Annotated in this window: 31 protein-coding genes; 12 read left to right on the top strand and 19 right to left on the bottom strand. The window is 48.4% G+C overall.

What is annotated here, in order from left to right:
* Positions 1-181 precede the first annotated feature (181 nt).
* The 4 genes from ACZ483_RS01585 to ACZ483_RS01570 form a co-directional block, all read right to left on the bottom strand.
* The gene (locus tag ACZ483_RS01585; protein WP_464324422.1) at positions 182-1,381 is read right to left on the bottom strand and encodes an argininosuccinate synthase; all 1,200 of its coding nucleotides are present in this window, start codon (positions 1,379-1,381) and stop codon (positions 182-184) included.
* 9 nt (positions 1,382-1,390) lie between these two features.
* Complete coding sequence (gene rnhC, locus ACZ483_RS01580) at positions 1,391-2,191, bottom strand: ribonuclease HIII (protein ID WP_464324421.1); 801 nt, start codon at positions 2,189-2,191, stop codon at positions 1,391-1,393.
* 301 nt (positions 2,192-2,492) lie between these two features.
* The gene (locus ACZ483_RS01575) at positions 2,493-3,620 is read right to left on the bottom strand and encodes a porin (RefSeq protein ID WP_464324420.1); all 1,128 of its coding nucleotides are present in this window, start codon (positions 3,618-3,620) and stop codon (positions 2,493-2,495) included.
* A gap of 460 nt (positions 3,621-4,080) precedes the next feature.
* Entirely contained in the window at positions 4,081-4,593 is a 513-nt protein-coding gene (locus ACZ483_RS01570; RefSeq protein ID WP_464324419.1) for a DsrE family protein, read from the bottom strand.
* Between the two features lie 48 nt (positions 4,594-4,641).
* Here ACZ483_RS01570 and leuD point away from each other — a divergent pair, with 48 nt between their 5' ends.
* The 3 genes from leuD to ACZ483_RS01555 are packed head-to-tail and all read left to right on the top strand — an operon-like array spanning position 4,642 to position 6,063.
* Positions 4,642-5,148 carry a 3-isopropylmalate dehydratase small subunit gene (leuD, locus tag ACZ483_RS01565; protein WP_464324418.1) on the top strand — a complete coding sequence of 169 codons (507 nt, stop codon included), beginning with the start codon at positions 4,642-4,644 and terminating at the stop codon, positions 5,146-5,148.
* Positions 5,120-5,728, top strand: coding sequence for an L-threonylcarbamoyladenylate synthase (locus ACZ483_RS01560; protein WP_464324417.1), 609 nt, complete (start codon positions 5,120-5,122; stop codon positions 5,726-5,728). The genes leuD and ACZ483_RS01560 overlap by 29 nt, the downstream gene beginning before the upstream one ends.
* 23 nt (positions 5,729-5,751) lie before the next feature.
* Positions 5,752-6,063, top strand: coding sequence for a hypothetical protein (locus ACZ483_RS01555; RefSeq protein ID WP_464324416.1), 312 nt, complete (start codon positions 5,752-5,754; stop codon positions 6,061-6,063).
* Here the strand turns inward: ACZ483_RS01555 and ACZ483_RS01550 are convergent.
* The gene (locus tag ACZ483_RS01550) at positions 6,060-7,454 is read right to left on the bottom strand and encodes an FAD-binding oxidoreductase (RefSeq protein ID WP_464324415.1); all 1,395 of its coding nucleotides are present in this window, start codon (positions 7,452-7,454) and stop codon (positions 6,060-6,062) included. The two genes, ACZ483_RS01555 and ACZ483_RS01550, sit on opposite strands and share 4 nt — an antisense overlap.
* Positions 7,455-7,516: 62 nt before the next feature.
* On the opposite strand from ACZ483_RS01550, the gene sppA reads away from it, so the two are divergent.
* The 8 genes from sppA to ACZ483_RS01510 are packed head-to-tail and all read left to right on the top strand — an operon-like array spanning position 7,517 to position 14,619.
* The gene (gene sppA / locus ACZ483_RS01545; RefSeq protein WP_464324414.1) at positions 7,517-8,362 is read left to right on the top strand and encodes a signal peptide peptidase SppA; all 846 of its coding nucleotides are present in this window, start codon (positions 7,517-7,519) and stop codon (positions 8,360-8,362) included.
* Between the two features lies 1 nt (position 8,363).
* Entirely contained in the window at positions 8,364-8,954 is a 591-nt protein-coding gene (locus ACZ483_RS01540; protein ID WP_464324413.1) for a flavin reductase family protein, read from the top strand.
* Positions 8,951-9,931, top strand: coding sequence for a D-alanine--D-alanine ligase family protein (locus ACZ483_RS01535; protein WP_464324412.1), 981 nt, complete (start codon positions 8,951-8,953; stop codon positions 9,929-9,931). Before ACZ483_RS01540 ends, ACZ483_RS01535 begins: the two co-directional genes overlap by 4 nt.
* The gene (gene ggt / locus ACZ483_RS01530) at positions 9,924-11,543 is read left to right on the top strand and encodes a gamma-glutamyltransferase (protein ID WP_464324411.1); all 1,620 of its coding nucleotides are present in this window, start codon (positions 9,924-9,926) and stop codon (positions 11,541-11,543) included. The genes ACZ483_RS01535 and ggt overlap by 8 nt, the downstream gene beginning before the upstream one ends.
* The gene (locus ACZ483_RS01525) at positions 11,543-12,280 is read left to right on the top strand and encodes an N-formylglutamate amidohydrolase (RefSeq protein ID WP_464324410.1); all 738 of its coding nucleotides are present in this window, start codon (positions 11,543-11,545) and stop codon (positions 12,278-12,280) included. Before ggt ends, ACZ483_RS01525 begins: the two co-directional genes overlap by 1 nt.
* A gap of 9 nt (positions 12,281-12,289) precedes the next feature.
* A complete protein-coding gene (gene folP, locus ACZ483_RS01520; protein WP_464324409.1) occupies positions 12,290-13,483 on the top strand; it encodes a dihydropteroate synthase in 1,194 nt (397 codons plus the stop codon).
* Entirely contained in the window at positions 13,473-14,243 is a 771-nt protein-coding gene (gene cdaA, locus ACZ483_RS01515) for a diadenylate cyclase CdaA (protein ID WP_464324408.1), read from the top strand. Before folP ends, cdaA begins: the two co-directional genes overlap by 11 nt.
* On the top strand, positions 14,230-14,619 hold the full coding sequence (locus ACZ483_RS01510; protein ID WP_464324407.1) for a hypothetical protein: 390 nt from the start codon (positions 14,230-14,232) through the stop codon (positions 14,617-14,619). Before cdaA ends, ACZ483_RS01510 begins: the two co-directional genes overlap by 14 nt.
* On the opposite strand, the gene erpA is transcribed toward ACZ483_RS01510, so the two are convergent.
* The 11 genes from erpA to ACZ483_RS01455 are packed head-to-tail and all read right to left on the bottom strand — an operon-like array spanning position 14,602 to position 22,512.
* Positions 14,602-14,949 carry an iron-sulfur cluster insertion protein ErpA gene (gene erpA / locus ACZ483_RS01505; protein ID WP_464324406.1) on the bottom strand — a complete coding sequence of 116 codons (348 nt, stop codon included), beginning with the start codon at positions 14,947-14,949 and terminating at the stop codon, positions 14,602-14,604. The genes ACZ483_RS01510 and erpA overlap by 18 nt on opposite strands.
* A gap of 42 nt (positions 14,950-14,991) precedes the next feature.
* Complete coding sequence (locus tag ACZ483_RS01500; RefSeq protein WP_464324405.1) at positions 14,992-15,213, bottom strand: lipopolysaccharide assembly protein LapA domain-containing protein; 222 nt, start codon at positions 15,211-15,213, stop codon at positions 14,992-14,994.
* Positions 15,210-16,175, bottom strand: coding sequence for a 4-hydroxythreonine-4-phosphate dehydrogenase PdxA (pdxA, locus tag ACZ483_RS01495; protein WP_464324404.1), 966 nt, complete (start codon positions 16,173-16,175; stop codon positions 15,210-15,212). The genes ACZ483_RS01500 and pdxA overlap by 4 nt, the downstream gene beginning before the upstream one ends.
* On the bottom strand, positions 16,168-16,512 hold the full coding sequence (locus ACZ483_RS01490; protein WP_464324403.1) for a 6-pyruvoyl trahydropterin synthase family protein: 345 nt from the start codon (positions 16,510-16,512) through the stop codon (positions 16,168-16,170). Before ACZ483_RS01490 ends, pdxA begins: the two co-directional genes overlap by 8 nt.
* The gene (locus tag ACZ483_RS01485; protein ID WP_464324402.1) at positions 16,478-17,254 is read right to left on the bottom strand and encodes a GGDEF domain-containing protein; all 777 of its coding nucleotides are present in this window, start codon (positions 17,252-17,254) and stop codon (positions 16,478-16,480) included. Before ACZ483_RS01485 ends, ACZ483_RS01490 begins: the two co-directional genes overlap by 35 nt.
* Positions 17,244-17,453, bottom strand: coding sequence for a hypothetical protein (locus ACZ483_RS01480; RefSeq protein ID WP_464324401.1), 210 nt, complete (start codon positions 17,451-17,453; stop codon positions 17,244-17,246). Before ACZ483_RS01480 ends, ACZ483_RS01485 begins: the two co-directional genes overlap by 11 nt.
* On the bottom strand, positions 17,407-18,525 hold the full coding sequence (locus ACZ483_RS01475; protein WP_464324400.1) for a hypothetical protein: 1,119 nt from the start codon (positions 18,523-18,525) through the stop codon (positions 17,407-17,409). The genes ACZ483_RS01480 and ACZ483_RS01475 overlap by 47 nt, the downstream gene beginning before the upstream one ends.
* Positions 18,522-19,709, bottom strand: a complete 1,188-nt coding sequence (gene trpS, locus ACZ483_RS01470; protein ID WP_464324399.1) for a tryptophan--tRNA ligase — start codon at positions 19,707-19,709, stop codon at positions 18,522-18,524. Before trpS ends, ACZ483_RS01475 begins: the two co-directional genes overlap by 4 nt.
* Positions 19,710-19,725: 16 nt before the next feature.
* On the bottom strand, positions 19,726-20,658 hold the full coding sequence (locus ACZ483_RS01465; RefSeq protein ID WP_464324398.1) for a dihydroorotate dehydrogenase: 933 nt from the start codon (positions 20,656-20,658) through the stop codon (positions 19,726-19,728).
* The gene (locus tag ACZ483_RS01460) at positions 20,658-21,344 is read right to left on the bottom strand and encodes an MjaI family restriction endonuclease (RefSeq protein WP_464324397.1); all 687 of its coding nucleotides are present in this window, start codon (positions 21,342-21,344) and stop codon (positions 20,658-20,660) included. Before ACZ483_RS01460 ends, ACZ483_RS01465 begins: the two co-directional genes overlap by 1 nt.
* The gene (locus tag ACZ483_RS01455; RefSeq protein WP_464324396.1) at positions 21,337-22,512 is read right to left on the bottom strand and encodes a DNA methyltransferase; all 1,176 of its coding nucleotides are present in this window, start codon (positions 22,510-22,512) and stop codon (positions 21,337-21,339) included. Before ACZ483_RS01455 ends, ACZ483_RS01460 begins: the two co-directional genes overlap by 8 nt.
* Before the next feature lie 71 nt (positions 22,513-22,583).
* Here ACZ483_RS01455 and ACZ483_RS01450 point away from each other — a divergent pair, with 71 nt between their 5' ends.
* Positions 22,584-23,801: a hypothetical protein gene (locus ACZ483_RS01450; protein ID WP_464324395.1), complete on the top strand. Its 1,218-nt coding sequence runs from the start codon at positions 22,584-22,586 to the stop codon at positions 23,799-23,801.
* On the opposite strand, the gene queC is transcribed toward ACZ483_RS01450, so the two are convergent.
* Genes queC through ACZ483_RS01435 form a run of 3 tightly spaced genes read right to left on the bottom strand, consistent with a single transcriptional unit; the run spans position 23,798 to position 25,974 of the window.
* Entirely contained in the window at positions 23,798-24,448 is a 651-nt protein-coding gene (queC, locus tag ACZ483_RS01445; RefSeq protein WP_464324394.1) for a 7-cyano-7-deazaguanine synthase QueC, read from the bottom strand. The genes ACZ483_RS01450 and queC overlap by 4 nt on opposite strands.
* A 12-nt stretch (positions 24,449-24,460) precedes the next feature.
* Positions 24,461-25,165: a TorD/DmsD family molecular chaperone gene (locus tag ACZ483_RS01440; RefSeq protein WP_464324393.1), complete on the bottom strand. Its 705-nt coding sequence runs from the start codon at positions 25,163-25,165 to the stop codon at positions 24,461-24,463.
* The gene (locus ACZ483_RS01435) at positions 25,138-25,974 is read right to left on the bottom strand and encodes an ethylbenzene dehydrogenase-related protein (RefSeq protein ID WP_464324392.1); all 837 of its coding nucleotides are present in this window, start codon (positions 25,972-25,974) and stop codon (positions 25,138-25,140) included. Before ACZ483_RS01435 ends, ACZ483_RS01440 begins: the two co-directional genes overlap by 28 nt.
* Positions 25,975-25,985 lie beyond the last annotated feature (11 nt).

The following is a 25,985-nucleotide window of genomic DNA, read 5'->3' as shown; positions in this document are numbered from 1 at the left end:
CTGTCTATCCTCTAGTTCACCATGTCAATCTGTCTGTTCATCAAAAGCATGAAGATTGCCGTAAACACAGAAACACCGAATATGATAGTAATAACCTGACCCCAGTCCATGCTTTGGATATAAACCAATAATAACCCGGTTCAAGTTTTCCAAAGGTTTTATCTACTCTCGGCTTTTCTGCTTACCCTTTCTCTCTCCTCCCCAGAACCCTCAGAGGAAGCCCCCAAATCTTCGTGAAGTGCTTACCAGCTATATGATCGAAGACATCCTTCTCGGAGTAGGTGGCGAGATCCTCAACGTAGAGGGAGTTCGGAGACCTTCTACCCACCACACTGACACTTCCTTTGTAGAGCTTTAACCTCACTTCTCCCGTTACGTCCTTTGCGAGCCTTTCGGTGAAGGCGTCGAGAGCCTCTCTCAAAGGTGTAAACCACAGACCCTCGTAAACGAGCTTCGCATACTCGTGAGGAACGTGGCTTAAAAAGTGGTGGAAGGTGAACCTGTCGGTTACAAGGGAGAGCAGATCCCTGTATGCTTCATAGAGGACTATAGCTCCCGGAGCTTCGTAGATCTCCCTGCTCTTAATACCTACGAGCCTGTTCTCTACCATATCTATTCTTCCAACCCCGTGCTTTCCCGCTATCTCGTTCAGATCAAGAATAAGTTCGCTCAGGAGGTTGTAATTTTTGCCGTTCAAAGATACGGGGACGCCCTCTTCAAAGCCTACCGTTACGTACTCTGGCTGATCGGGAGCCCTTTCGGGGGATGTCGTTATCTGGTAAGCGTCCTCCGGAGGCTCGTTCCAGGGATCCTCCAAGGGTCCGCACTCTATGGAGACCCCCCAGAGGTTTCTGTCTATGGAGTAGGGCTTTTCCTTTGTAACCTTAACAGGTATGTTGTGTTTCTTTGCGTACTCTACCTGCTCCTCTCTCGCTTTGAACTCCCACTCCCTCACGGGTGCGAGAACCTCGATGTCCGGATCTAAAGCCCAAACCGAGAGTTCAAACCTAACCTGATCGTTACCTTTTCCGGTAGATCCGTGGGCGACGCAGTCGGCTCCGAGCTTGTGGGCGTAGTAGACGAGCTTCTTCGATATCAAAGGTCTCGAGAGGGAGGCGGTCAATGGATACTTCCCCTCGTAGAGGGCTAAGGCTCTCAGAGTTGGGAGGCAGAAGTCCCTCGCAAACTCCTCCTTTATATCCTCCACTATAGCCTCAGTCGCCCCGGAAGCCCGTGCCTTATCGGGTATTTCGGAAAGCTCCTCACCCTGACCCACATCGGCAGTGTAGGTGATAACTTCATAGCCCTTATCTGTGAGCCACCTTACGATTACTGATGTATCGAGCCCTCCGGAGTAAGCGAGAATAACCCTCTTAGCCATGGAAGTATTTTACTCCAAAAAGCTGAGCTTAAGAACTTTACGGGCTAAGGAGGGATCCTTCTTTAACAGCTCCTTTGCCCTGTGCTTGACCTCCCCCGAGGCGCCCTTCGGCACTTCTATGCCGAACCGCTCTTCCAACTCCTTTAATCTCCTCAGAAACTTTTCCCTGGCCATTATGCTCGCCACGCTCACCGCCACGTCCCTCTCCCCCTTCTCGATGAACTCAACCTCCTTGACGTCTCCAAAGGGGTCCCTCGAGGAGTATCTGTCCACAACCACCTTATTTAGTTTGAACTCGCTCAGCACCACTCTTACCAGTTTCCTGTAAGCGTCATCCATCAATCTGTTGATGTTTTTATAACTCTCGTAAAGTTCGTTGAATCTCTCGGGCATGAGGGTTATACACTTAACCTTAACGAGCTTTCTAAGTTCCTTCGCCTTCTTCAGAACCTCTTCATCCTTAAGTAGTTTGGAGTCCTTCGGGTTTAGAAGGAGAACCTTCTTGAAGTTTTCGGGGGTGATTACAGCACAGCAGAGAACGAGAGGTCCGAATATATCCCCCTTACCGACCTCGTCGCAACCTCCAACAGGAAACCTTAGATTATCCACCACCGAAAGTATCTTCTCCACCCACTCATCCGCTTCCTTTCCCTGTATAAGCAAAGTCCCCGACGGGTACATGTTGAAATAAATATCCTCCCCTTCGTAGCTCCAGAGGGTGTTCCTAACTTCTCTCCTTTTAAATCCTGAACTCTTCAAGAAGTCCTCTACTCTACGTATATCCTTTTCAGGCAATCTTAAAGCTTTCATATTGATACCGCCGTTACTGATTATATTTGTCCAGCAACCTCCTAAACTCAACAGGAGAAAGGATTTTTATTCCTCTAAACTCTTTCAAAGAAAGGAGTTCCCTGTCCCCACTGACGATGAAATCGGCTCCACCAGAAACAGCACATTCAAGGAACTTTACATCTTCTCCGATACCGTTTTGAAGTCTCCCCGCGCACGGGATCCAAATAGATAAACTCTACTTTCCTCATCGCTAAGAGCCTTCACATTCCAATAAAAAAGCCCCGCACAGGGCGGGGCTGGGAGTTTTTGGAGTAAGTAATTAGAAGTTGTACCAGAGTGCGAGGGTTACGTCGGTGTAGGAGTCCTTGTCGGGTGCCGCCGCATTGTCATCTTTAATATTGTCTACGGAAAGAGCTATCCTGTTCCCTACTCCTTTGACATAGAGCTGTGCAACTACACCAAGCACCTGAGCTTTCTTGGCACCATCAGGATCAGACTGAGCCCACCTTATACCCAACGCGGGCTTTCCTAAGAGGGTTGCTTGATTGAATAGAACCTGCCCCTGGAGGATAAGACCGTTCACATCATTACCGCTAGAACCACCCTTATCCTTGTGGCTTACGTAACCTATGCTCAAGTTGGGTGTGACCATACCAAGGTTCTGTTCCCAAAGGGCATCGACGCCGAAGGACTTCTGAGACTCCTTTCCAGAACCGTAATCCTGGGTGAAGTAAGACAGACCGACCGTAAACGTATTTTGCTTTCCGAGATAGGTTTCCTTAAGAACGTATCCAGGATGCCCTTTGTAACCTGCCATCGTTGGGGCAAACTCGACCCTCACACCGAAACCAGTTTTCACGTCTGTACCTGATTTCCTATTAGTCCCGTCCACAGCATAGAGATAGTATTTGAACATGCCACCTGCGACCTTACCCCATACACCAACCTGAGGCGAACGGGAACCGGATCCAGGAATTTTCTCAGCCGCCGGGTTCGAGAATGGATTTCCTGCACCTGTTTTTTTCAGCCCATAAGCAGGACCAGTGGGCATTACGAAGGACCATCCTGACTGTATACCGGAATGGAGTTCCCAGGGCACCTTTATAGCACCGGCATAGAGCTTAAATTCCTTAGCAAAATCGAGCATGACAAAAGCATCAACTATTTCAAAGACACCTGAAGTCTTACCACCAAAATCTCCCTGAAACGCCCACTTAAATATCTTTGAGATAGAGCCTTTACCGTATATCCTTGCATTTGGAACAGAGAAGAAGATATCAGACTTATCAGTATCAGACCTCTTACCCGCATATACAGCATGCACCTTTGCCCTGAAGCCCATCTTGAAGGACTTGCCTTTACCGAGGTCGATCTTGACCGCATGAGCCTGACCGGCAAAAACTGCTGCACCCAGTATGGCTGCCGCTGCTAAGTAGCTCTTCTTCATGACATACCCTCCTCTCAAAAATTTTTCAGAAAAATTATAGACACATAAGTGTGAATTTGTCAAGTCTTTTTGCACCAAGGCTTTGCTTTTGCAAAATTACCAAGAGCTTGTGTATCAAGGCTTTCATCTTTGCAAATTTGCAACCATTTGAATGAGAACATCGATCCTCTGATTTATCCTGCCCATATCCTGCTTAAGCTGACCGATTTCTTCCTTCATCTCCTGTCTGAGCTGTCCTATCTGAATTTCTACCTTCTAGTTGAGCTGATTTATTTCACTGTCAAGATGCTTGAAGTCTTCCTGTCTCTGTCTGTCAAGTTGCTCTATTTTCTCCGTGAGGTGCTTCGCATCCTCCTGTCTTTGTCTGTCGAGCCGGTCAATCCGCTGGATTAGATATCTAAACTATGTCGTAATATAAAGTCCTTTTGTCCACTCACGCATGGTTTAATTATTAGGTTCCTTATCTTATCTCCTCAATCGCCTTCTTTCTTTCGAAAACTCTGGGTATTAAAAGAGCATAACCCTTCTGCTGCCAGTGGAGGAGTTCGGTTATGGCTGAGGGAACCATCTCTATAAAGGGAGGGAAGTCCTCAGGTTTGTAACCGTAGATCAGCTCAGCCGCCATGGCACAGACCTTGAATTTCACTCCGTACATCTCCATCCCCTCGATCCTATCCCAGATGTCCCTGTACTTATCCTTATTCTTCTTTACGAGGGTCGTTATCTCCGTCCCGTGGATTATCACCACGATGTCTATATCCTCTCCGGGAATAAAGTTGTAGGGCTCCCTGGAAAGGACGTAGATGATGTTGGATACCCATTCCAGAGCCGGTCTTATCTTCTCGGGTTCGTCGAAGTAGAACTCGACCACAGCCCTGAAGGGTGCCTCATACTCGGTTTGGACAAACTTAGCCTTCTCCTGAGCAAAAATTACCGAGAGGGTAAGTAGAACTCCCATCAAAATTCCCCTCATGACCTCCACCTCCTTTTTAGAACTTAATCCCTGTGCTATACTTTCAGTATGAGAACGGTTATAAGGGGAAAGGTCTGGAAGTTCGGGGATAACGTCGATACCGATCAAATAATTCCAGCAAGGTATCTTAATACTTCCGATCCTTACGAACTCGCCAAGCACGTTATGGAGGACTCGGAACATCCGGAGTTTGCAAAGGAACACAAAGAAGGGGACATTATCGTGGCGGGGAAAAACTTCGGTTCAGGATCTTCAAGGGAGCACGCTCCAATAGCCATAAAGTTCGCTGGTGTCCCTGTTGTGATAGCCAAATCCTTTGCGAGGATATTCTTCAGGAACGCGATAAACATAGGCCTTCCTATAGTGGAGGCTCCTGAGGCTGTCGATGAGATAAGCCACGGGGACGAGATAGAGGTCGATCTGGAAAAGGGAACTGTCAGGAACCTGACGACAGGGAAGGAGTATAAAGCTACCAAGTTCCCTGAGGAGCTTCAGGCGATCCTAAAGGCGGGCGGACTCATGGAGTATGCAAAGAGTAAGCTCAAGAAGTCCTGAAGCGGTCCGCTTAGCCTATGAAGCTCTCTCTAAAGGTGAGTTCGTAGTCGCTCCAACGGATACCATATATGGAATCCTCGCCGATGCCCTGAACTACGAAGCTGTTCAGAAACTCAAAAGGCTAAGAAGACCCTCCGGAAGACCTTTCTTAGTCCTCGTTCCCGATGTATTTTGGGTCAGAAAGCTTGGTCTTGATGTAGGCAGAAGGGCTACAAAGCTCCTTGCCGTTCCCAGTCTTACCCTCATCCTTAAAAAGAAGAAAAACCTGTACCACTGGCTCGGTAGTCAAACCGTAGCGGTCAGGTGTCCGAAAAAGGGATTTATTATGAATCTTCTTAAGGATTTTGGAAGACCTATTGTAGCCCCAAGCGCTAACCTTGAGGGAGAACCTCCGGCGAGGACCATAGAGGAAGCTATTGACTACTTTGGAGATAGTGTATCCCTTTACGTGGACGGTGGTAAGATAGAGGGGAAACCTTCCACGATATTAGAGCTAACCGATGGGGATATTAAGGTTATCAGGAGAGGGAAATTAAGCTCTTCCAGCTTGAAGAGGTTGTTAAGAAGAACCAAACTTTAAAGCTTATAGAGGAGGCGAAGAATGTGGTCAGGAAGGTAACCCTTGAGCTTGTTTACGAGGTGGTAGAAGAGAGAACCGCTGAGCTTAAGGAGAGTATAAACAAACTCAGCGAGAAACAGGAGATGGACTTCAGGTATCTGAATGACAAGATAGACAGGGTAGCCTCGGAACTCAGACAGGAGATGGGACAGCTTAGACAAGAGATGGGACAGCTTAGGCAGGAGATAGGGCAACTCAGGCAGGAGATAGACAGGCTTGACGAAAAGATAGACAGGGTGAACCAACGTATGGATACTGTTATACAGATGCTATCCGAGCTGATGAGAAGATCCTAAACCTCTATGACTTTCCCCGGATTGAAAAGGTTCTTCGGATCAAATAAAAGTTTTATACCCTTCAGGAGCTCGTAACCTATCTCTCCGAACTGCCACTTGAGAAACTTCTTTTTGGTCAGACCAACACCGTGCTCTCCCGTTATGGAGCCGTGGTAGGAGAGGGCAAGCTCAAAGACCTCATCGACCGCCTTCTCGGCTCTTTCTTCCTCTTCCCTCTTGGTTTTATCGTAAAGGAAGTTCACGTGGAGGTTCCCGTCCCCTATGTGCCCGAAAACGACCATGAGGAGGTCGTACTTCTCGGCTATCTCCCTGAGTTTTGGAAGGGCTTCGGCGAGGTATGTCCTCGGAAAAACTATGTCCTCGTTTATCTTACCGCTTCTGAGGTTCCCCAAAGCCGGTCCTAAGTTCTTCCTCGCCGTCCAGAGTTTCTCAGCTTCCCTCTCATCTGAAGCGACCCTGACCTCTATCCCCATACCGCTGAGCAGTTCCCTCACCTCCTCTATCTGCTCCCTTACCGCCGTCTTTGAGCCATCTACCTCTATCAGAAGGAGCGCCTCCACGTCCTTCGGGAGTCCTGCAGGTTTAAAGTCCTCTACCGCCCTTATAGCATCCCTGTCCATGAACTCCAAAGCGGAGGGGAATATACCGGAGGTCATTATCTTTGTGACAGCTCTACCAACCGTCTCGAGGTCGTTAAAGAGCGCCAGAGCGGTAGCCCTCGCCTGAGGTTTGGGAATTAGCTTCAGGGTGGCTTCCGTGAGTAATCCGAGGGTCCCCTCCGATCCAACGAAGAATTTCGTTATATCGTACCCCGCAACGTCCTTTATGACAGGATTTCCCGTTCTGAGAACCTTACCTTCCTTTATAACTGCCTCTATACCCAAAACGTACTCCCGTGTTACCCCGTACTTGAGACATCTCGGACCTCCAGCGTTCTCCGCTACGTTTCCTCCTATAGTCGAGTACTTAAAAGAGGAGGGATCCGGAGGGTAGAAGAGCCCGAGCTTTTCAACGTGCCTCTGGAACTCGTATGTCACCACACCGGGCTGAACCCTCGCGGTAGCGTTATCCACGTCTACCTCGAATCCATTCATCCTCTCGAAGGAAACGACTACGCCCTTTTCCGTTGTGGGGACTGCGCCGCCGGTAAGCCCCGAACCAGCTCCCCTCGGGAATAGGGGTACGCTCTCCTCGTAGCAGATCTCTACGAGTCTTACCACGTCCTCCTTGCTCTCCGGGAAGACCACCGCTGCTGGAACGGCTCTCTCTATGGGTATAGGAGTAGCGTCGTAGGAGTAGAGTTTTCTCTCAACAATGGATCTGTTTACCTTCTCCTTTCCCAAGATCTTCTCGAGCTTCTCTATCGGATCTTTCTTAACTATACCGAGCATGGGAATAATATAAACTCTGACCGCGTAGTTAGGATGAGAAAGCTCAATTAAAATATATAGCGATGAAAAAGATCCTTCTTCTAATAGCGGTTGTACTTATAATTGCTTTTGTCATGCTAACGGCTATTCTCTCGAGGGTTCCGGTAGGGGACAGGGTCGCGATAATAAAGATCGCCGGAGTGATAGTTAATCCCCTTCCCACGGTAAAGAAGATAGAAAGACTCAAAAGGGATAAGAGCGTTAAAGCGCTCGTGATACGGGTGGACAGCCCCGGCGGTTCGGTGGGAGCGTCTCAGGAGATATACAGGGCTATAGAGAGGTTCAGAGCGGAAGGGAAGCCTGTGGTGGTTTCGATGGGTAACGTCGCCGCTTCAGGAGGTTACTACGTCTCCGCCCCGGCGGACTACATCTTTGCCAATCCGGGGACGATAACGGGAAGCATCGGTGTGATAATCCAGCACGTGGCTTACAAGGAGCTGATGGAGAAAATTGGCGTCAAGGCGACCGCCATAAAGACGGGGAAGTTTAAGGATACGCTGAATCCCTTCAGGGAACTCACTCCGGAGGAGAAGAAGTACCTTCAGGAAACTATAAACGAAGCTTACGAGCAGTTCCTCGAAGCGATTCTGAGGTACAGGGGGAAGAAGATAAGCGAGGAGAAGCTGAGAGAGGTGGCGGACGGAAGGGTTCTAACCGGTGAGAGGGCTAAGGAGCTCGGTCTCGTTGATGATATAGGGGGGCTGGAGGATGCGGTTGAGAAGGCTAAGGAGCTGGCGGGGGTTCCCAAGGCGAGGGAGTTCTTCGTTCCGGAGGAAAAGACACTTCTTCAGAGGGTCTTAGGAGGGGAAATCGAGGAGCTAAAGATATTGAACTCCTACAGCCCCCTCTTTTACCTCATGAGCTTCTGATATGGAGTTTGTTGTAGATAGAACGGACGAAGATACCCTCTTCAGGCTTGTCTTGGGTCTTGTGGTTCCGAGACCTATAGGCTGGGTTTCCACCGTAAGTAGGGAGGGAGTGAGAAATATAGCTCCTTTCAGCTTCTTCAATGCTGTGAACGATGCCCCGCCTGTTCTCATGATCTCGGTGAGCGACAGAGACGATGGAACTCTGAAGGACACGGTAAAGAACATATTAGAGACCGGGGAGTTCGTAGTAAACCTCGTTTCTGAGGAGCTCTTCGAGCCTATGTTGAAAACCGGGGAGGACCTTCCTCCGGAGGTGGATGAGTTCGAGGTTGCAGGTCTTACCCCCGAAGAAAGCAAATTCGTTAAGGCACCGAGGATAAAGGAGTCCAAAGCTTCCTTCGAGTGTAAACTTTACCAACATCTGAAGGTTTACGATATGCACCTCATACTCGGGGAGGCTCTCCTTATAAAAGTTCAGGACAACATACTCGACGAGGAGGGACGGATACTTTACGATAGGTACAAACCCCTCGGAAGGCTCGGAGGGAAGTACTATCTGAAGACACACAGAGACTGTCTTCTAAAAGCATGAACGTGGCGGTTGTATACAATCAGGACTTCACGGGTGTTCTGAAAAAAAGGAAAACCCAGACGAGGGAGGTATACAAGAGGGAGGTGATCGAGAGGATAGCTAAGGCTATAGGGGATCGGGGACACAGGGTAGAGATAATGGACGGAAACATGCACTTCTTCGAGAGGATAAGGGAGTTCGCTCTCGAGAACGGGGTGGAAGATACCTTTGTCTTTAATCTCGCTTACGGCATACAGGGGGAGAGCCGTTACTCCCACATACCCGGAATGCTCGAACTCCTGGGAATACCCTACACAGGTTCCGGACCTCTGGGTCACTCTTTAGCCTTAGACAAGGTGGCAACGAAGGTCATGTTCTCGCACAGTGGCATTCCTACCCCCGATTTCCACATCGTTTCAAAGCCTTCTGATATGCCGGGAGGGCTTGAGTTCCCTTTGGTAGTAAAGCCCCGCATGGAGGCAGTCTCACTTGGAGTCACACTTGTAGAGAACGAGGAAGAGCTAAAGGCAAACGTGGAGAGACTCTTAGAGGAGTTCTCTCAAGACGTTTTGATAGAAGAGTTTATAGAAGGTAGGGAGTTCTCCGTCAGCCTCATAGGAAACGGAGAGGATCTGAAAGCCTTCCCCGTATCGGAGATAGATTTGAGCGAACTCCCCCACGGGATACAGACCCACTCGGACAAGATGGAGAGACCTCCGAGGAAGATCTGTCCCGCAGAGATCCCAGAGGAGGTAGCCACAAAAATGGTGGAACTCAGTAAAAAAGCCTTTGACCTTCTCTGTCTCAGAGACTACGCGAGGTTCGATATAAGGATGAACGGGAGAGGGGAGATATTCTTCTTAGAAGTGAACTCTATGGCAAGCCTGAACCCTTCAGGATCCTACGTCTGTTCCACCAGGGCGGCGGGACTCACCTATGAGGAGCTTATAAACGAGATACTTGAGGTTGCAGTCAGGAGGTACGAAAGGGATGCTTGATCTTGACAGGATAGAGGGGAAGTTCAGGACATCGGAAGACGGGAGGTTTTTCGAAGCTGAGAACTGCATGGTCTCCACAGCCCATCCGGAGGCTACAAGGGCAGGAGTGGAGATACTGAGATCTGGGGGAAACGCGGTGGATGCAGCCTGCGCAGCAGCTCTGACTCTCTCCGTATGCGAACCTCAGGCGAGCGGTATAGGCGGACAAACGATGATGCTCATCCACACAGGGAAGAAGACGATGGCCATAGACGGCTCTTCAAGGGCTCCCTCCTTAGCCCACGTGAGTGCAGTGTACGAGGAGGACAGGGAGGTAGGTTATAGAGCCACTACGGTTCCCAGCACGCTTGCAGTTCTCGGATACGTCCACAGCAGGTACGGGGAGTTACCCTGGTCTATGATCTGCGAACACGCTATAAGGGTTGCCTACGAGGGCTATCCCATAACAGAGCTCCAGCACAGACTCCAGATGAGGGAGCTCGAGAACTTCAAAAAGGTGGAATCCTTCTCCGGAGGTAGATACTTCCTGAAGGATGGGAGACCTTACAGACCGGGGGAGATATTCAAGCAGCCAGACCTTGGGAAACTCTTGGAGGAGATAGCCGCGAACGGATTTGAGTACTTCTACAGAGGAAAGCCCGCGAAGATGATAGATGCGGATATGAGAGAGAACGGAGGACTCCTTAGGTACGACGACCTCGCCCTTATACCTCTTCCCATAGAGAGAAAACCTGTGGTGGGAAGCTTCAGGGGACTTAAGGTGGTAAGCATGCCCCCTCCGGGAGCGGGAAGACCTTTGATCTACGCCCTTCACATGTTCGATGCCATACCTCCCGAGGAGCTCCACAGGGAAAAGATCTCCAAAATTCACCTCCTCGTTGAGGTTATAAGGGAAGCTCTCTTAGAGTGGACTGGAAGGCCTTACGATCCCAACTTCTATCCCCAGATACCTCCGGAGAGGATGCTGAGCAAAGAGTACGCGAGAAAGGTTGTTAAGAGGATAGTAAGATCTATAGACATACACCTTCCGATCCACGAGACCTTCGATGAAATCGCAGGAGAGACGACCCACCTCTCCGTTATGGACTCCGATGGTATGGTAGTCAGCCTCACCCAGTCCATAGAGAGAGTTTACGGGAGTAAGGCAGCGGCGGAGGGTCTCGGATTTTTATACAACAACTACCTCATGGACTTCGATTACAGAAAGGTGGATCACCCCTACTACCTGAGACCCAACTCTGTGCCTTGGGCAAGTGTGGCACCGACGATCCTCTTTAAAGGAGATAAACCCTGGATAACCTTAGGGAGTCCGGGAAGCGAAAGAATTTTTTCGGTTCTCACCCAGTTCCTTCTGAACGTCATAGACCTCGACATGCCCCTTAGCGATGCGATAGTTCAGCCAAGGATACACAGTTCCCTCGGAGGTCTCGTAAGCATAGAGGAGGGAGGTGAGGACGATGAGGTTATCGACTATCTCAGGAGGGAAGGTTACAGGGTAAGGATAACCGATCCCTTCTTCTTCGGTTCGGTTCACGCCATACTGAGGAAGAGGGACGGAGGCTTTCAGGGTGTTGCAGACCCGAGAAGGGACGGAACAGCGGGAGGCTTCTGATGCTACCCTGCCTCCTGTCCATACCTCACGGAGGAACCCTAATTCCAGATGAGGTGAAAGATCTCATCCTCCTATCACCTGAAGACATAATCGAGGACGGAGATCCCTTTACCATAGAGCTCTACGATCTAAAAGTGGTGTCCCTTCTCAAGGCCGAGGTAGCGAGGGCTGTAGTAGATCTCAACAGGGCGCCCAACGACCTCCCTCCAAAAAACCCCGACGGGGTGGTTAAGAGCGAGACCGCCTTCGGCAAAAAAGTGTACAGGAGGTTCCCTGACGAAGAGCTTGTCAAGAAACTTCTCGATAAGTACTACTTCCCCTACCATAGGAGGATACAGGAGGAGGTGAGAAAGGATGAAGTTCTCATAGCCTTCGACTGCCATTCTATGGCTCCGGAAGCTCCCAAAATAGCTCCCGACAGTGGAAAGAGACCTGCAGTATGCCTTGGAGATTTTCACGGAAGAGCCTGTCCGGGGAAGATCACGGAACTCTTAGCTTTTTGCTTCAGGGAAGTCTTCGAACTCCCGGAGGAAGAGGTCAGGATAAACGAACCCTTTGCCGGAGGTTACATCACGAGAACCTACGGTATGAGGCCGAAACCCTGGATACAGATAGAGATAAGGAGGGATCTTTACATGAACTGGGAGGAGAGGAAGAAGGATCCGGAGAAGCTGTCGCAGGTTAGGAGGAAGATAGGCGAAGTGCTGAACCTGTTTTTTGAGAGGACGACTCTTTAAAATATATACATGCTTATAAAACACTTCAGCGATAAGGATCTCTTCTACAAGTTCCTCAAAGAGAGAGTGGGGATATTCTTCAAGGAGGCAGAGGAACGGGTCTTTGAAGGGATAAATCACTGCCTCTACTTCGAGTTCTCAGGGAATCCAGAGCCCCTTTACCTCTCCGCAAGAAAGACCTCTATCTCTGTATTCCAGAACGGGAACAGGTTCGCCCTCTGCGGGAGTGAGGCTCAGATAAGGGATATGTGCTCCGAGCTCGTCGGCTACCCCGAAACGAAGGCATTAGCCCGCGAGATCCTCGAGTCACTTATAAGATACAGAAAGAAGAACTTCCAGATCCAATACAACAGGAAGATCCTTCCTCTCGGACTCAAAACGGCGATAATGGGAGTACTCAACGTCACCCCCGACTCCTTCTCCGACGGAGGCTTATACACCGACCCTGAAAAGGCTCTCGCGAGGGCGGTTCAGATACACGAGGAAGGGGCGGAGATAATAGACATAGGGGGAGAGTCAACAAGACCCGGTTCGGAAAGGGTCCCTGCGGAGGAAGAGCTCAGGAGGGTTATCCCGGTTCTCAGACTAATAAGAAAGGAGTTACCCGACGTCTGGATATCCATCGACACCTACAAGTCGGAGGTGGCGAGAGCCTGCCTCGAGGAAGGAGCGGACATTATCAACGACATAAGCGGGGGAACCTTCGACGAGAGGATGTTCGAAGTTGTTTCCCAGTACGGATGTCCTTACGTTATCAATCACATAAAGGGAAGACCGGAGACGTGGAGGAGCGAGCCGATAGTCTACGAGGGCGTGGTCGCGGAGATAATCAGCTGGTGGGAGGGAAGAATAAGCCTTTTGAGAGAGAAGGGTTATAAAAGAGAGGAAAATCTTATCCTCGATCCTGGCATAGGCTTCGGGAAGCTACCCGAACACAACGTTGAGATCCTGAGAAGGTTCGAAGAATTCAGGATAATGGGGAAGCCTCTGATGGTGGGGGTTTCGAGGAAGTCCTTCGTAGGTCTCGTGCTCGAGGGATTTCTAAACAGAAAGACGGAGCCTAAGGAAAGGCTCTTCGGAAGTCTCGGCGCTGTCGCTCCCGCCGTCCTTCAGGGTGCTCACATAGTGAGGGTTCACGATGTCAGGGAGACGAGGGAGTTTCTTGCCCTCCTCGATGCGGTGAGGACCTACGATGCTGTTTGATCTCATCCGGGAACTCTTCGGTCCAAGAGACCTTATAGATATCATCGCCGTCGCCGTCTTCATATACGGGATAATCCACTTCCTCGTAATAAGCAGAGGCTACCAGATACTTAGGGGGCTGATAATAATCGGGATACTCTGGGTGCTGGCGGAGATAGTTCAGCTCAGAACCCTCTCGTGGATCTTTGAAAAGATCTGGACCCTCGGATTATTTGCCATAGTTGTAATATTTCAGCCGGAGATAAGGAAGACCCTCGCGAGGATAGGGGAAAGGACAAAGGTTCTGAAGCTCTCCTCCCTCGAGGAAAGGACGATTGAAAGGATTGTAAGAGCCTGCAGGTTTATGTCCGACAGACAGATAGGTGCGCTTATAGTGATAGAGAGATATCAAAATATTGAGGACATAATCGAGGGGTGCGTTTACATAGACGCCACAGTCAGCGTTGAGCTTCTAATCACTATCTTCTACCCCATGACCCCCCTCCACGACGGAGCTGTGGTGATAAGGGGTGAGAGGATAGCCTTCGCCTCCTGCGTACTTCCTCTGTCGAAGACGGCGGAACTGCCCAAGAAGTACGGAACGAGGCACAGGGCGGCTCTTGGAATAAGCGAAGAAAGTGACGCTATAGCGGTGGTCGTCTCGGAAGAGACCGGGGAGATATCCCTTGCTGTGGAGGGAAAGCTGGAGAGGAACTTAGATCCGGAGATACTCAAAGACAGGCTTACAAAACTTATGGGGTTGAGCGATGAAACTTCTTAGGGAGATATTCTTAAAGGACTGGAGGTACAAGCTTACCGCGTTGATAATAGCGGTAGCCCTCTGGAGCGTGGTGAACCTCGGTAAGAGGACCGCTATAACGGTCTCGAGATACGTAGATATCCGTGGGGAAAGACCGGAGTTCGTCTACAGGGTAAAACCCGAGAGAGTTGACATAACGGTTTACGTTGTAGAGAGGCTTCTCTTTTCCAAGATGATAGAGGAGGTAAGGGCTTACGTAAACGTCTCTGATATAGATAGACCCGGAACTTACAGACTTAAAGTTTTTACGGAAACGAAGGTGCCTATTTTTATCCATCCGGCGAGCGTGGACCCGCCGGTGGTGAGGGTAGTTATAAGATCAGCCGCAGCTGAATGAGCTTCCGCAACCACATCCACCGGTTGCGTTGGGGTTCCTTATGGTGAAACCACCACCCATAAAGTCAACAACGTAATCGAGCTCGGCTCCGTTGACGTAGGGCATGGAGAAGGCATCTATTACAACCTTCACACCTCCATGCTCAAAAACGTGATCGCCTTCCTCTATGGTGTCATCGAATCCCATAGCGTACTGAAATCCCGAACATCCACCCGGAACAACTCTAACCCTCAGGATAGGGTTCTCTATGTTGTTCTCCTTTGCCACCTTGAGTATTTCCTCAGCTGCCTTGTCGGTCACCTTAAAGACCATCGTTGTTTGCTCCTGCATACTTACGACCTCCTTATAAGATTTTGCTAATAAGATACACCATCAACTTAACCTCTTTATGACGTAAGTCAAGGGAAAGAAAAGGAAGCCAACGAGAAAGCCAGCAAAGAAAGCTAAAAGCACCACGAGACCGACGGGTAGTTCCGGAGTCCTCACACCAGACCAGAGGCTAACGCTCACGCTCTGCTGAGAATTCATGAGGAAAAAGTAGAGGGACAGCCCGAAGACTATGAGAAAGATGAGAACGTATAGAAGACTCTTCATGCCTTAAGATTTTGAACTAAGCTTTCTAACAATTCAAGGGCTTTGAGGCTCGGCATCGGATCAACTATACCTTTCCAAGCTATATCGTAAGCGGTTCCGTGGTCGGGAGAGGTTCTCGGGAATGGTATTCCGAGAGTAAGGTTCACTCCCTCCTTGAAGGAAAGCATCTTGAAAGGAATCAGCCCCTGATCGTGATACATGCAGAGAAAGGTATCGTAAGCCTCCGGATTTAAAAAGGCGGTGTCCGGGACGAGAGGACCCTCAACCTTGTATCCCTTCTCTTTAGCCTCTTTTACCGCCGGTGCTATCTCCTTCACCTCCTCCCCACCTATCTCTCCGAATTCCCCCGCATGAGGATTCAGTCCCAGGACTCCTATAACGGGTTCCTTACGAAAGAGACGGCTGAACTCCCTGACTATCAGCTCGATCTTGGAGAGTACGTTCTGCTTCTTTACATAGGAAGGTACGGATGACAGCGGTATGTGGGTCGTCAGAAGGACGACCCTTATCTTTTCCGAATACATCATCATGGCGTAGTTTTTCGTAGAGGTAGCCTGAGCCAAGTACTCCGTTTGACCTTCGTAGGAAAAGCCAGCCCTTCGAGCCCAGAACTTGTTTATGGGCATGGTGAGGATCCCGTCGATGTTTCCGTAAACGGCATCGGCAACGGCTCTTGCGAGGTAAGCAACGGCAACCTTGCCAGAAGTAAGGGAAGGTTCCGGTCTGGATGTTTCACATATGTTGAGATCTGCTATATAAACTCCCGGCGATTTCACTTCCTGAATGGTATTTACACCTTTGGCCTTCAGCTCGATTTCCAGTAACCTCTGAGCCGCCTCTATGATCTTTTCCTCACCGTAGATTATGTAAGCGTTCTCTTCTTTAAAGTGTTGGGATATCTTCAGTATTAGCTCGGGACCAACGCCCGCCGGGTCTCCTATCGTTATCCCTATCCTATTCACTGTACTCAGCTCCACAGTTTTCTGTTTCCCACACCACGACCTTTTTAAGTGAGGGGTAGCGTTCCTTTACCCTATCGTAGATCCACTTAGCCATATTCTCAGCGCTCGGGGAAAAATCGAAGAGGTCATTCAGGAGAGTATAGTCTGGGAGTATATCCTTTAGGTAGGTATCTATTTCTATAAAATCAACGCCCATTCCACCCTTGTCGAGCTTGTCAGCTTCTATATAAACCTCGATCTCCCACGTGTGCCCGTGTAAGGGTTCTGGGCTTCCATGATAGTCAGTTAGGTAATGGGCTGCATTAAACTTCCTCTTTACTCTTATCGTCCACGGCATACTTCTTTACCTCTTTAAGTATAGTTTTGGATCGGTACATCCTGCTGTCCGCAATCTCAACGAGTCTTGCGAGGCTATCTCCATCGTAGGGGAAACAGGCGTATCCCACACTCAGGGTGACTTCTATGTCCTTGTATTTTATAACGAAATCGCTAACAAGCCTGTTTGCAACTTCGAGTACGTCTGTATGCTTCTCCGCAGGAAGAACTACCAGAAACTCATCCCCTCCCCACCTCGCTATCATATCGTACTCCCTCAGATGTCTTCGGAGATCTTCTACTATTCTCTTCAGGACAAGATCGCCGGCGTTATGCCCGTATCTGTCGTTCACCTGCTTGAAGTCGTTCAAGTCGATAAGCAGAATACAGAACTCTTCTTTGAGCCTTTTCGCCTTGAGTATCTCCTCCTTCACAACCTCCTCTATAAAACCTCGGTTGTAGGCTTTAGTTAGTGGATCAAAGAAAGCCGTCTGCTCAAGAGCCTTTGCAGACCTAAGGTGGTTAGTGAGTTTTATCGCTGAAAGGACTAAAAGAAAGTATCCGCTCGCGGTCGTGACATAGAACAGAGGTATTAGAGCTGCTTCCCCTGTAAAGGCTAAAGCCCTCGATACAGCGACAAGGAAAAATCCACCGAGTAGATACTTGGGTTCCCTCAGCTCTCTATTCATAACAACTATAAATAGGAGTGTTAGGTTTACCATCAGGAGCAGAGAAAACTCGTAGGCTAAAAGGTCAAAGGTCATCTATATCCTCTCCCCTCAGGAGACGCTGGGCGTAGTTTACACAGCTGAGGACTGTAAACAGGAGGGCGTGCTTGTGGGTATCCTCAAAGTCCTCCTTCACCCAGACGGTCCCGTCTTCCCTCTCCACTATCTTTATATATTTCAGCGCTTCCTCAGCAAGTGCCTTGTTCTGAACTTTCTGGAGTATTCTTTCCCTCACCCAATCCGGGAGAGGTCTCTCCACTTCCCTCATACCCTAACCTCAGTATATCAGATACAAACAGGGGTTTAATGCCAAAAAGCAACTTACCAACTCTGAAAGCATAGGTATAACCTACTACCATGCACCTGTCGGTTTCAAGTTTATCTATCTCAGCACAAGATCCCAGAAACTTACCTACACGCCCAACCGGTGTGCAAACCACAGATAAAGTATTCTGGAACGGAGAGTATACCTTTATCACGTTTCCATCGTTCCAGACAAGGGAAGGCTTCTCTGAAAAGGATATTACGTTAACACCATCACGTAGAGCCTTGAGAAAATACTCCTTAGACCTTATCTCCATTTCAGAGATCATAAAGTTTCTGAGGAGAGACATGGAGAGTTTGTAGTCCGGGATGAGAAGTCTTTTCCCGATCTCTCTGAAATAGAGTTTAACGTGATGATCCAGCCCTCCCACCACTTTACTCCTCCATCCCTCCTCAAAGTATCTCCTTACATACCTCTCCGGATCTATCAGCTTAGAGAAGTTTTTAACAATTCTATTTCCGAGAATAGGATAGAGTAGCAAGGAAACGAGCAGATATAGAAACAGTCTTAACTTATTTTCCAAGAGGGCATCCCTCAGATCTATGAGTTCGAGGAAGTAATCGGATCTCTTCTCTAACCTCCAGCGATACTTGCCCCTGAAGTGATGGGCTATGATCTTTACATCTCCTACCTCCAAAAGATCTCCTAAGAGTTTTCCCCTTTCATCGTTCAGCTTTATTTCCCTCCCCGCTATCAGCCTCTCATCGGAAAAGTTCCTTATGCTGTCGTTATCGTGATCCGTGACTATCGCGTAGTCTATGCCGAGTTCGTCCCTCGCTCTGATCACGTCCTCCGGCTTCCCAAGGGAGTCGTAGGAAAATTGGGTGTGTATGTGAAGAACGTAGGAGTAAAGGAAAAAATCTGGCGGTTCTACCAGCCTTTTGCTCTCTTTGGCATCTCCGACGTACCTGATCGGGAAAAGGTAGAACCAAAGTATCAGCAAAAGGAGGAGAACCAAAAGGGCTGTTACTATCTCTATCATTTGAGGTTCATGGCTTGTCTGACTTCCTCCATGGTGCCCTGGGCGAAGTTCCTCGCTCTGATGGAGCCTTCAATAAATATCTCCTCAACTTCCTTTATGTTCTTCTCTATCTCCTTCCTCTTTTCTCTTATGGGGGAGAGAAACTCCTCGAGACCTTCGAGCATCATCTTTTTACAATCGACACATCCGAGTTTCCCACTCCTGCAATCCCTTTCTATCTGCTCTATCCTTTCACCCTCCTTTGTGAAGAGCTTGTGGTACATGAAGACGGGACATATCTCGGGTCTTCCGGGATCGTTCTTCCTCAGCTTCTGGGGATCGGTGAACATCTTCATAACCTTGAGCTGAACTTCCTCCTTAGTGTCAGCAAAGAATATAGCGTTGTTGTATGACTTGCTCATCTTCCTTCCGTCCGTTCCGGGAACCTTCGGGGTTTCCGTGAGGAGTGCCTCCGGCTCCGGGAAGGTCTCTCCGTAGAGGTGGTTGAACCTTCTCGCTATCTCACGGGTGAGCTCTATGTGGGGAAGCTGATCCTCACCGACGGGTACTCCCTGTCCCTTGTATATGAGTATGTCCGCTGCCTGAAGGACGGGGTATCCCAAGAAGCCGTAGGTGTCTGTCTCGTAGAAGTCCCTCTTGGAGACGTTCAGATTTTTGAGAAGTTCTGGTTCTATCTCTCCCTCAAATAGGGCGGCTACGAAGGTGTCGGCAAGATCGTCGAGAAGGTGCTCTTCGAATCTCTCAAAGTCCTCAACTTTGTAGGGGATCATGTTTATGAACTCTCTAACCACGTCCCGAAGCCCTCCTCTGAACTGGAGAGCTACATCCTGAAGCCTGAGGAGGTTGTACTTCATATCCTTGTAAGTCGGGTTCCACTCGAGCCAGCTCTTGGGTGTGATCATGGAAAAGAGGAGGTGGAGCTCGGCGTGTTCCTTTACCTTGGACTGAATGAAGAGAACGCTCTTCTTGGGATCGAGACCAAGGGCGAGCCAGTCTAACATAACCTCCCTTATGTTCTTCTGAAGCTCGTTTGTCTTCTTGTAAGCGGTTGTGAGGGCGTGCCAGTCCGCGATGAAGAAAAAGGTTTCGTGCTCTCGCTGGAGCTGAGTCCAGTTCCTTATGACACCAAAGTAGTGTCCGAGATGAAGTTTTCCTGTGGGGCGCATTCCGCTAACTATACGCATAGGGAGTATTTTACTATTAAGTTTTTATATCAAGCCTGTGGGCTCTACCAATTAATTCTTTGAAGTTTTTTACGCCTTTCCCCTTCATAAAGTTTTCAATTCCCTCGATAATCTTCAGAGGGGAAAGGGGGTCATAGAAGTTAGCAGTTCCGACTTGAACCGCCGAAGCACCGGCGTAAACATGTTCCAAGGCATCTTCGTGGGTGGTTATCCCTCCAACTCCTATTATGGGAACGGCAGAGCCGTACTTTTCGAAGGTCTGCCATATCATACGAACCGCTACGGGTAGTATGGCGGGTCCTGAGAGCCCTCCGGTTTTAGTAGATAACTCCGGCCTCTCCTTGTGTATGTTTATCCTCATTCCCAGAAGCGTGTTTATTAAAACGAGCCCGTCCGCTCCGGAGTCTACGCAGACCCTTGCAAATTCTGTGACGTCCGTAACGTTGGGCGAGAGCTTTACGAGGAGAGGTTTCTTTATACGCTTCTTTATGCTTTCGACCAGATTCCCCAAAATGATGGGGTCGTGTCCGAACACGATACCTCCCTTCTTGACGTTGGGACAGGAGACGTTAAGCTCGTAGGCAACTATCCTCGGGGCACTCTCCAAAGCCAAGCAGACCTCCACATACTCCTCTTCGGTCTCTCCGAATACGTTGGCTATGAAGTGGGTATCTATCTTCTCAATTTCGGGGTACAACTCTTTCAAAAACTTCTCCACTCCCGGGTTCTGAAGACCTATGGAGTTGAGCATACCGCAGGGTGTCTCAACTATCCTCGGAGGCCCGTTTCCGAGGCGTGGTTTTAGGGATATTCCTTTCGTCACTACTGCGCCCAACTTAGAAACGTCGTAAATCTCCCTCGCCTCCAGTCCGTAGCCAAAGGTTCCGCTCGCGACCCATACAGGGTTTTTGAAGGTTATTCCGAAAAGGGTGATGGAGAGGTCAGCCATTATAAGGCTCCTCCAAGTTCGTCTAATGCTCTTTTTATCTCCTCAACAACTTCCTGATTGTATATAACTTTCTTTCCATCCTTCTTTATGGAAAATACTACGAAAACCTTTCCTCCTATTTCACTTTCAAACTTCTTATGGCTATTTTTTAACCATTCATACCATTTGTGAACTTCTGGAATTTGATTATATGTAATAGGTTTAACTTGAATACCAATAATTCCCTTCTTTGCTTTTATATAAAAATCTACGTTGTATTTCCTATCCCACTCATCAGGAGCAGGCTCTATTTTAACTTTAAGTATCTTTTCAAGTATGCCATATATAGTATCTATTTCTGTCCTGTACCCCTGGTAGGTTCTATCAAAAACAAGTTCTTTTATATAACGCTTACAGTCTTCCTCACTTATTTCCTCAATCTCTTTTTTCATAACTTCATGTATCTTTTTACAAAGTTCCTTCCCTATCCATTCCAAATAATCCTCCTTACTCAAAGTTTTTATATGCTTTTTCTTTTTTATTTCCAAGAATTTCTGGGGTTCCACCTTGCCTATATAGTACTTTCTCCAATCCTCTAAATTCCTAGGCTGGCATTTACGTATCTCTTCAGAAACTCTACCTACATATTTAGGTCTATTAAACTGCCACCGATTAGTCGCTATATTAAGTATCCATTCCTTAGGCATCTGCAACCTCCAAGAATTTCTTCTTATAAGAAAAGTTTTTTTTGGAATCGACTCTCGCTAAACCCATTTGAAGCATCTTCCTGTTTACAAATATTTTGTTCTTCAGATACACGTATGCGCTAACCTTGTCCTTAGTCTCAGGTTTATATTCTGGATCAAATTTCAAGAACACCTGTTTACCTTTAATATACCTGTTAAGGTAGTTTATTGCTTCTTCTTTCTTATCTAAAGACACGCTTATACCCAGCAACTCTACCCTCAATCCTGTATCCAGCAAAATCTCTTTCTCGGAAAGAATATCCACAACCTTATAAAGCCTTTCTCCATTGAGTTTTAGTTTCTTCTCATCCAAAATAGGCTTTGCATCTTTCACCATTGGAGTGTAGTCAACATCTTCAAGCTCTACAGGATTATCACGCTTTATAACTGTCAAGTTTAAAGAGCCTACCTTTCTTTTTATAATCTCCACGAACTCCGGGTTTATCTCGTATCCAACTGCCTTCCTTCCGAGTTCAATGGCTACCTTCAGTGTGGTTCCGCTACCTGCAAAGGGATCAAGAACTGTATCGCCATAGAAGGAAAACATCTTTATAAGTCTCTTAGGTAGTTCCTCTGGAAAAACCGCTTCATGGTTTATCTGCTTGGCGCCTCCAAAGTTCCAGTGCCCTGAGAAGTACTCCTTCCACTCTTCCTTTGATAGTTTGGATTTCTCCTTTATCTCTTTTGCAACCTTCCTTTTTCCTTCTTTCCTAAAGATGAGAATGAACTCATAATCTATCTCCACTATCCCGTTGGGTGGGTAGGGAAAGCTCCCCATTATTACCGCTCCGCCCGTTGTGTTCATGGTGGTTTTCTTCTGCCAGATTATAGCCCCCATATAATCAAAGCCGATATGTTCGCACATGGAAATTACCTCAGCATGCAAAGGAATCACCTTATACTTTCCATAAACAATCGCTCTCGTAAACTGGTCGCCTATATTTACACACATTCTTGAGCCCGGCTTTAGAACTCTGAAACATTCCTTAAAAACTCTGTAAAGGTCTCTCAGGTATTCGTGCAGACTCTGTCCGTATCCTATCTGATTTTCAACACCGTAATCTTTTATATGCCAGTAGGGGGGCGAGGTTACGACGAGGTCAACGCTTGAATCCGTTAGCTCATTCATAGAACGAGAATCAGCAATGTATAGAGTAGCCCGCATTCTCCTATTTAGTATAAGTTAAAAAGGTGGTGGACATGGATAAAGCGCTGCTAATACTTTACCTTGTAGCATTAGGAGGTAGTGCTCTATACTTAAGCTACGTGGCTTTTCGGCACAGGAAAGCTCTGAAAAGGCGGGAGGGTGATTATCTCAGCAGAAGATACGGAATCAGCCCTGATGTAGCTTTAGCCATAGGTTTGTTTTCCCTCCTGCTGTCCGCCCCCTTCTTTTACATGGAAAGGGAAAACATACCTTCGGTCTTCTTTGAAAACCCTCCGACGGTTCTATTTCTACTCTTTTCTCTCATCGGTTTGGGTTTCATACTCTATGCCGCTTTTAAGTTCGTGAGAGAAAAAAACGTATCTAAGGAACTCCGTATATCAGAGATTGACCTCTCTCCGAGAGGTATTCTCACTGGGGTGGGGAGGTTCAGGGGAAAGGAGATTAAGAGGGAGAGCCTGAAGGTGAGGTTAATTCTTCAAAAGTCCTACTTAGCTTCCAATAGGGAGCTCAGAATAGGGGAAATTCTCCTCTGGTCGCAGGAGATAGAGAGCGTGCCCTACCTCTTGGGGAACGTCCTCGAAGTTCCTTTCAAATTTGAACTCGGGGAGAGTTTTCCCGCTTACGAGGACTGGGAGGGGGGATACGAACTCTTTTTACTCGTGGAAGGAAGCGATTTCGGCGTTGAAGTCTTCCCGATTAAAGCAAAGAGAGCTCCTACCGAGGAAATTTCCCCCGATGAGGTCTTCAGAGAGCCCATAACTCCCCGCTCAAAGACCGCGGGAGAGATATTAACTGAGAAGCGGTATTCAAATCCGTGGTACGGACTCATAACTTCTTCTTTCTTAGTCGTATTTCCTCCCTTTATGTGGTTTCTGTTGAGAGAGGAAGAAGTATTTAAGATAGAAGCGATAAAGCGGTTCCTGTTGAGCGGTTTAGTAGGTGTAGTGGTTTTCTACCTGCCAATTTACTTATCTGTAAAGAAGCTCGGAGAGAGTAAGGTTGAGGAAAGGAAGATGATGGTAAGGAGGATAAGGAATACGGCGCTTATCCTTTTAATGGGTTCATTCATCGGTTGGGGGTACGTTCTGTTCAGGTTCTTAAAAGGTGATAGCGCTCCTCTGGAGAGGCTTATGAAGTTCTTAGAGATATACTTCGTTGACGGCCTCTTAGGTATGTTTTTTCTCTTGGGTGTATACGCGCTTTTCGTGAGCCTCAGAGACCTTCCGACAAGAAAAAGCACGTCTCCCTAAGAAAGTATACCTTTTAGAGCTTCCTCCCTCTGGATGCAAGTCGGGCACTCACCGCAGGGAGGCTCCGTTCCCCGGTAGCAGGAGTAAGTCTTCTCATAGGGAACTTCGAGCTCTTTGCCGAGCAGGGCTATGTCCCTCTTGGTCATTCCGAGGAAGGGAGCCCAGACGTGGATCCTCAGTTTCTTCTTTGCCGTCAAAATAGAACCTGCGTTTATCGCCGCTTCGGCGGAGGTTATAAATTCCGGTCTACAGTCGGGGTAGGGAGTGTCTAAGGCATGGACACCTATGCCTATATGGTCTATCTCGTAAGCGTCGGCGAAGGCGGAGGCTATTGCCAAGAAGTTTAAATTCCTCATGGGAACCGTGGTTACGGGAGGTTCGTTCTCAGGATAATCACCGGACGGAACCTCAACGGACTCGTCTATAAGAGCACTCCCCTTTACATTCCGGTATATCGGCACTTCAACTACTATGTGCTCCTCCACTTTGGCGATAGAGGCGAGCTCCTTGGCGTACCTTAGCTCTACCCTGTGCCTCTGCCCGTAGTCAAAGGAGATAGCCCATACCTTATCAAACTCCCTCTTGGCGAGCCATAGGAGCGTGGCAGAGTCCATACCCCCCGAGAGGAGGACTATAACCTTCCTCATCGGGAGTTAATTTTACATAAAACCGCACTTCCAGCTCGATCCCTCAAGGGTCTCCTTGTTGTATATCTTCAGTCTCTGAATTCCCTCTATGTTTTCCGTCTCCCTATCCAGGAAGCTCTTTAAAAGTTCGGCGGAAAGTTTATAGAACCCCTCCTCGGTGTTTTCCATGACCTTCTCAACAAAGATGTCGTACCACCTTCCGAGGTGATCCTTTAAAAACTTTATTCTGCCCTCACGGGTTATCTCCACGCCCTCGTTGTCTCCCCTCTGAGATAAGAGGAGCTCCTTCTGGTATAGGAAGGATAAGAACTCAAGCTCCGCCACAAGGCTATCCGGTTCTACGGGAGAAGATAGTTCAACGCCGAAGGCTCTGTAAAAACCGATCAGATCCGCCATCTCCATGGATCTCCTTGCCATCTTGTCCAGTTCGTAGGAGGTTTCCCTCGCGGGAGCCTTCATCTCAGTTTCAAAGAGGGACGTAAACTCTCCCTGAAGATCCATAGGATTTGCCTTCGCGTATAGGATAGCCTCCCTGAGTCTATCAAGAGGGAACTCTATATTTAGAGCTTTCAACACCTTCTCAAGATCTCCCAACGCGCCCTCCAACTCTTCTAAGCTCTCCTGAGAAGGATAAGAAAAGGAGAGGGCGAGGAAGCGGGAAAGGAAAGCCTTCTCTAAGAGCATACTCCTCACCTCTCTATCCTTAACTTTATCCACTGATAGCTGAGGACCTTCCTCGCTCCTCTGTCTCCTGAGCTTCCGTCCCACACTGCAAAGGTTACGTAGGTCGTCTTACCAGGTCCCCAATTGGGATTGCTTGAGTTCTCCACCTGAAACTTCCTCTTTATCACCACGTACCACTTTCCGTTCTTATACACGCCCTTTCCTTGTGCGGTCTGAACGTCCTTCCAAGTGGAGGACCCGTAGCCCTCCGCTACCACCTCTCTGACGGGTGTCTTGAAGGTGTTCTTTCTGTAAACCTTCTCACCGCCTATGTAGGCGAGGGCGTACTGGTTGCCCCAGTCTTCGGGATATTTGTAGGGTGGCTTGGCGTGGGGATACCAGTCGTAAGCGTAGTTGGGGTGTATCTTGGAAACGTCCGCGTATCCGTTCTCTATGTTCTCTTGACGGAAGGCGGTCCAGTGCAAGATAAGAACCCTGTGGCGTTTGTCCCCCATAGTTACGGGAACTTCGGAAGACGGAGAGTAGGGGATCTGAACCGCAACCGCATCGGAGAACTTGTTTATGAGGTGGAACCTGTCTTCAGTCTTATCCTTCCACACGAGCAGGAAGGCTATCTCCTTTCCGTTGTTTACGCTCTTGACCGTTACCTCATTTATGGGAGAGCTCACAACCATGGGTTTGGTAACCGCCTGACCGGTCAGAGAAACCTTCACGGCCTTCGCTTTCTTCCACACACCTGCGAATGGGTCGGTGGGTATATCCCCTCTGACCTTCTTAGAAACGAGCTCCTGGGAAAAGACCACCGCCAAGCTGATCAAAAGTCCTAACAGAACGCCCCTCATGGCTTACCTCC

The sequence above is a fragment of the Hydrogenivirga okinawensis genome (genome assembly GCF_055385515.1).
This window is presented reverse-complemented; position numbering and strand designations above follow the sequence as displayed.

Excerpts from the sequence above, each read along its gene's own strand:
- ACZ483_RS01540 (WP_464324413.1), top strand. The coding sequence starts at position 8,364 with ATGGAGTTTGTTGTAGATAGAACGGACGAAGATACCCTCTTCAGGCTT.
- leuD (WP_464324418.1), top strand. The coding sequence starts at position 4,642 with ATGAGAACGGTTATAAGGGGAAAGGTCTGGAAGTTCGGGGATAACGTC.
- ACZ483_RS01510 (WP_464324407.1), top strand. The coding sequence starts at position 14,230 with ATGAAACTTCTTAGGGAGATATTCTTAAAGGACTGGAGGTACAAGCTT.
- ACZ483_RS01455 (WP_464324396.1), bottom strand. The coding sequence starts at position 22,512 with ATGAATGAGCTAACGGATTCAAGCGTTGACCTCGTCGTAACCTCGCCC.
- rnhC (WP_464324421.1), bottom strand. The coding sequence starts at position 2,191 with ATGAAAGCTTTAAGATTGCCTGAAAAGGATATACGTAGAGTAGAGGAC.
- queC (WP_464324394.1), bottom strand. The coding sequence starts at position 24,448 with ATGAGGAAGGTTATAGTCCTCCTCTCGGGGGGTATGGACTCTGCCACG.
- sppA (WP_464324414.1), top strand. The coding sequence starts at position 7,517 with ATGAAAAAGATCCTTCTTCTAATAGCGGTTGTACTTATAATTGCTTTT.
- ACZ483_RS01450 (WP_464324395.1), top strand. The coding sequence starts at position 22,584 with ATGGATAAAGCGCTGCTAATACTTTACCTTGTAGCATTAGGAGGTAGT.
- ggt (WP_464324411.1), top strand. The coding sequence starts at position 9,924 with ATGCTTGATCTTGACAGGATAGAGGGGAAGTTCAGGACATCGGAAGAC.
- ACZ483_RS01460 (WP_464324397.1), bottom strand. The coding sequence starts at position 21,344 with ATGCCTAAGGAATGGATACTTAATATAGCGACTAATCGGTGGCAGTTT.
- ACZ483_RS01525 (WP_464324410.1), top strand. The coding sequence starts at position 11,543 with ATGCTACCCTGCCTCCTGTCCATACCTCACGGAGGAACCCTAATTCCA.
- ACZ483_RS01585 (WP_464324422.1), bottom strand. The coding sequence starts at position 1,381 with ATGGCTAAGAGGGTTATTCTCGCTTACTCCGGAGGGCTCGATACATCA.
- ACZ483_RS01550 (WP_464324415.1), bottom strand. The coding sequence starts at position 7,454 with ATGCTCGGTATAGTTAAGAAAGATCCGATAGAGAAGCTCGAGAAGATC.
- cdaA (WP_464324408.1), top strand. The coding sequence starts at position 13,473 with ATGCTGTTTGATCTCATCCGGGAACTCTTCGGTCCAAGAGACCTTATA.
- ACZ483_RS01575 (WP_464324420.1), bottom strand. The coding sequence starts at position 3,620 with ATGAAGAAGAGCTACTTAGCAGCGGCAGCCATACTGGGTGCAGCAGTT.
- ACZ483_RS01490 (WP_464324403.1), bottom strand. The coding sequence starts at position 16,512 with ATGCCGTGGACGATAAGAGTAAAGAGGAAGTTTAATGCAGCCCATTAC.
- erpA (WP_464324406.1), bottom strand. The coding sequence starts at position 14,949 with ATGCAGGAGCAAACAACGATGGTCTTTAAGGTGACCGACAAGGCAGCT.
- ACZ483_RS01560 (WP_464324417.1), top strand. The coding sequence starts at position 5,120 with ATGCAAAGAGTAAGCTCAAGAAGTCCTGAAGCGGTCCGCTTAGCCTAT.
- ACZ483_RS01435 (WP_464324392.1), bottom strand. The coding sequence starts at position 25,974 with ATGAGGGGCGTTCTGTTAGGACTTTTGATCAGCTTGGCGGTGGTCTTT.
- ACZ483_RS01570 (WP_464324419.1), bottom strand. The coding sequence starts at position 4,593 with ATGAGGGGAATTTTGATGGGAGTTCTACTTACCCTCTCGGTAATTTTT.
- folP (WP_464324409.1), top strand. The coding sequence starts at position 12,290 with ATGCTTATAAAACACTTCAGCGATAAGGATCTCTTCTACAAGTTCCTC.
- ACZ483_RS01485 (WP_464324402.1), bottom strand. The coding sequence starts at position 17,254 with ATGACCTTTGACCTTTTAGCCTACGAGTTTTCTCTGCTCCTGATGGTA.
- ACZ483_RS01535 (WP_464324412.1), top strand. The coding sequence starts at position 8,951 with ATGAACGTGGCGGTTGTATACAATCAGGACTTCACGGGTGTTCTGAAA.
- ACZ483_RS01500 (WP_464324405.1), bottom strand. The coding sequence starts at position 15,213 with ATGAAGAGTCTTCTATACGTTCTCATCTTTCTCATAGTCTTCGGGCTG.
- ACZ483_RS01475 (WP_464324400.1), bottom strand. The coding sequence starts at position 18,525 with ATGATAGAGATAGTAACAGCCCTTTTGGTTCTCCTCCTTTTGCTGATA.
- trpS (WP_464324399.1), bottom strand. The coding sequence starts at position 19,709 with ATGCGTATAGTTAGCGGAATGCGCCCCACAGGAAAACTTCATCTCGGA.
- ACZ483_RS01465 (WP_464324398.1), bottom strand. The coding sequence starts at position 20,658 with ATGGCTGACCTCTCCATCACCCTTTTCGGAATAACCTTCAAAAACCCT.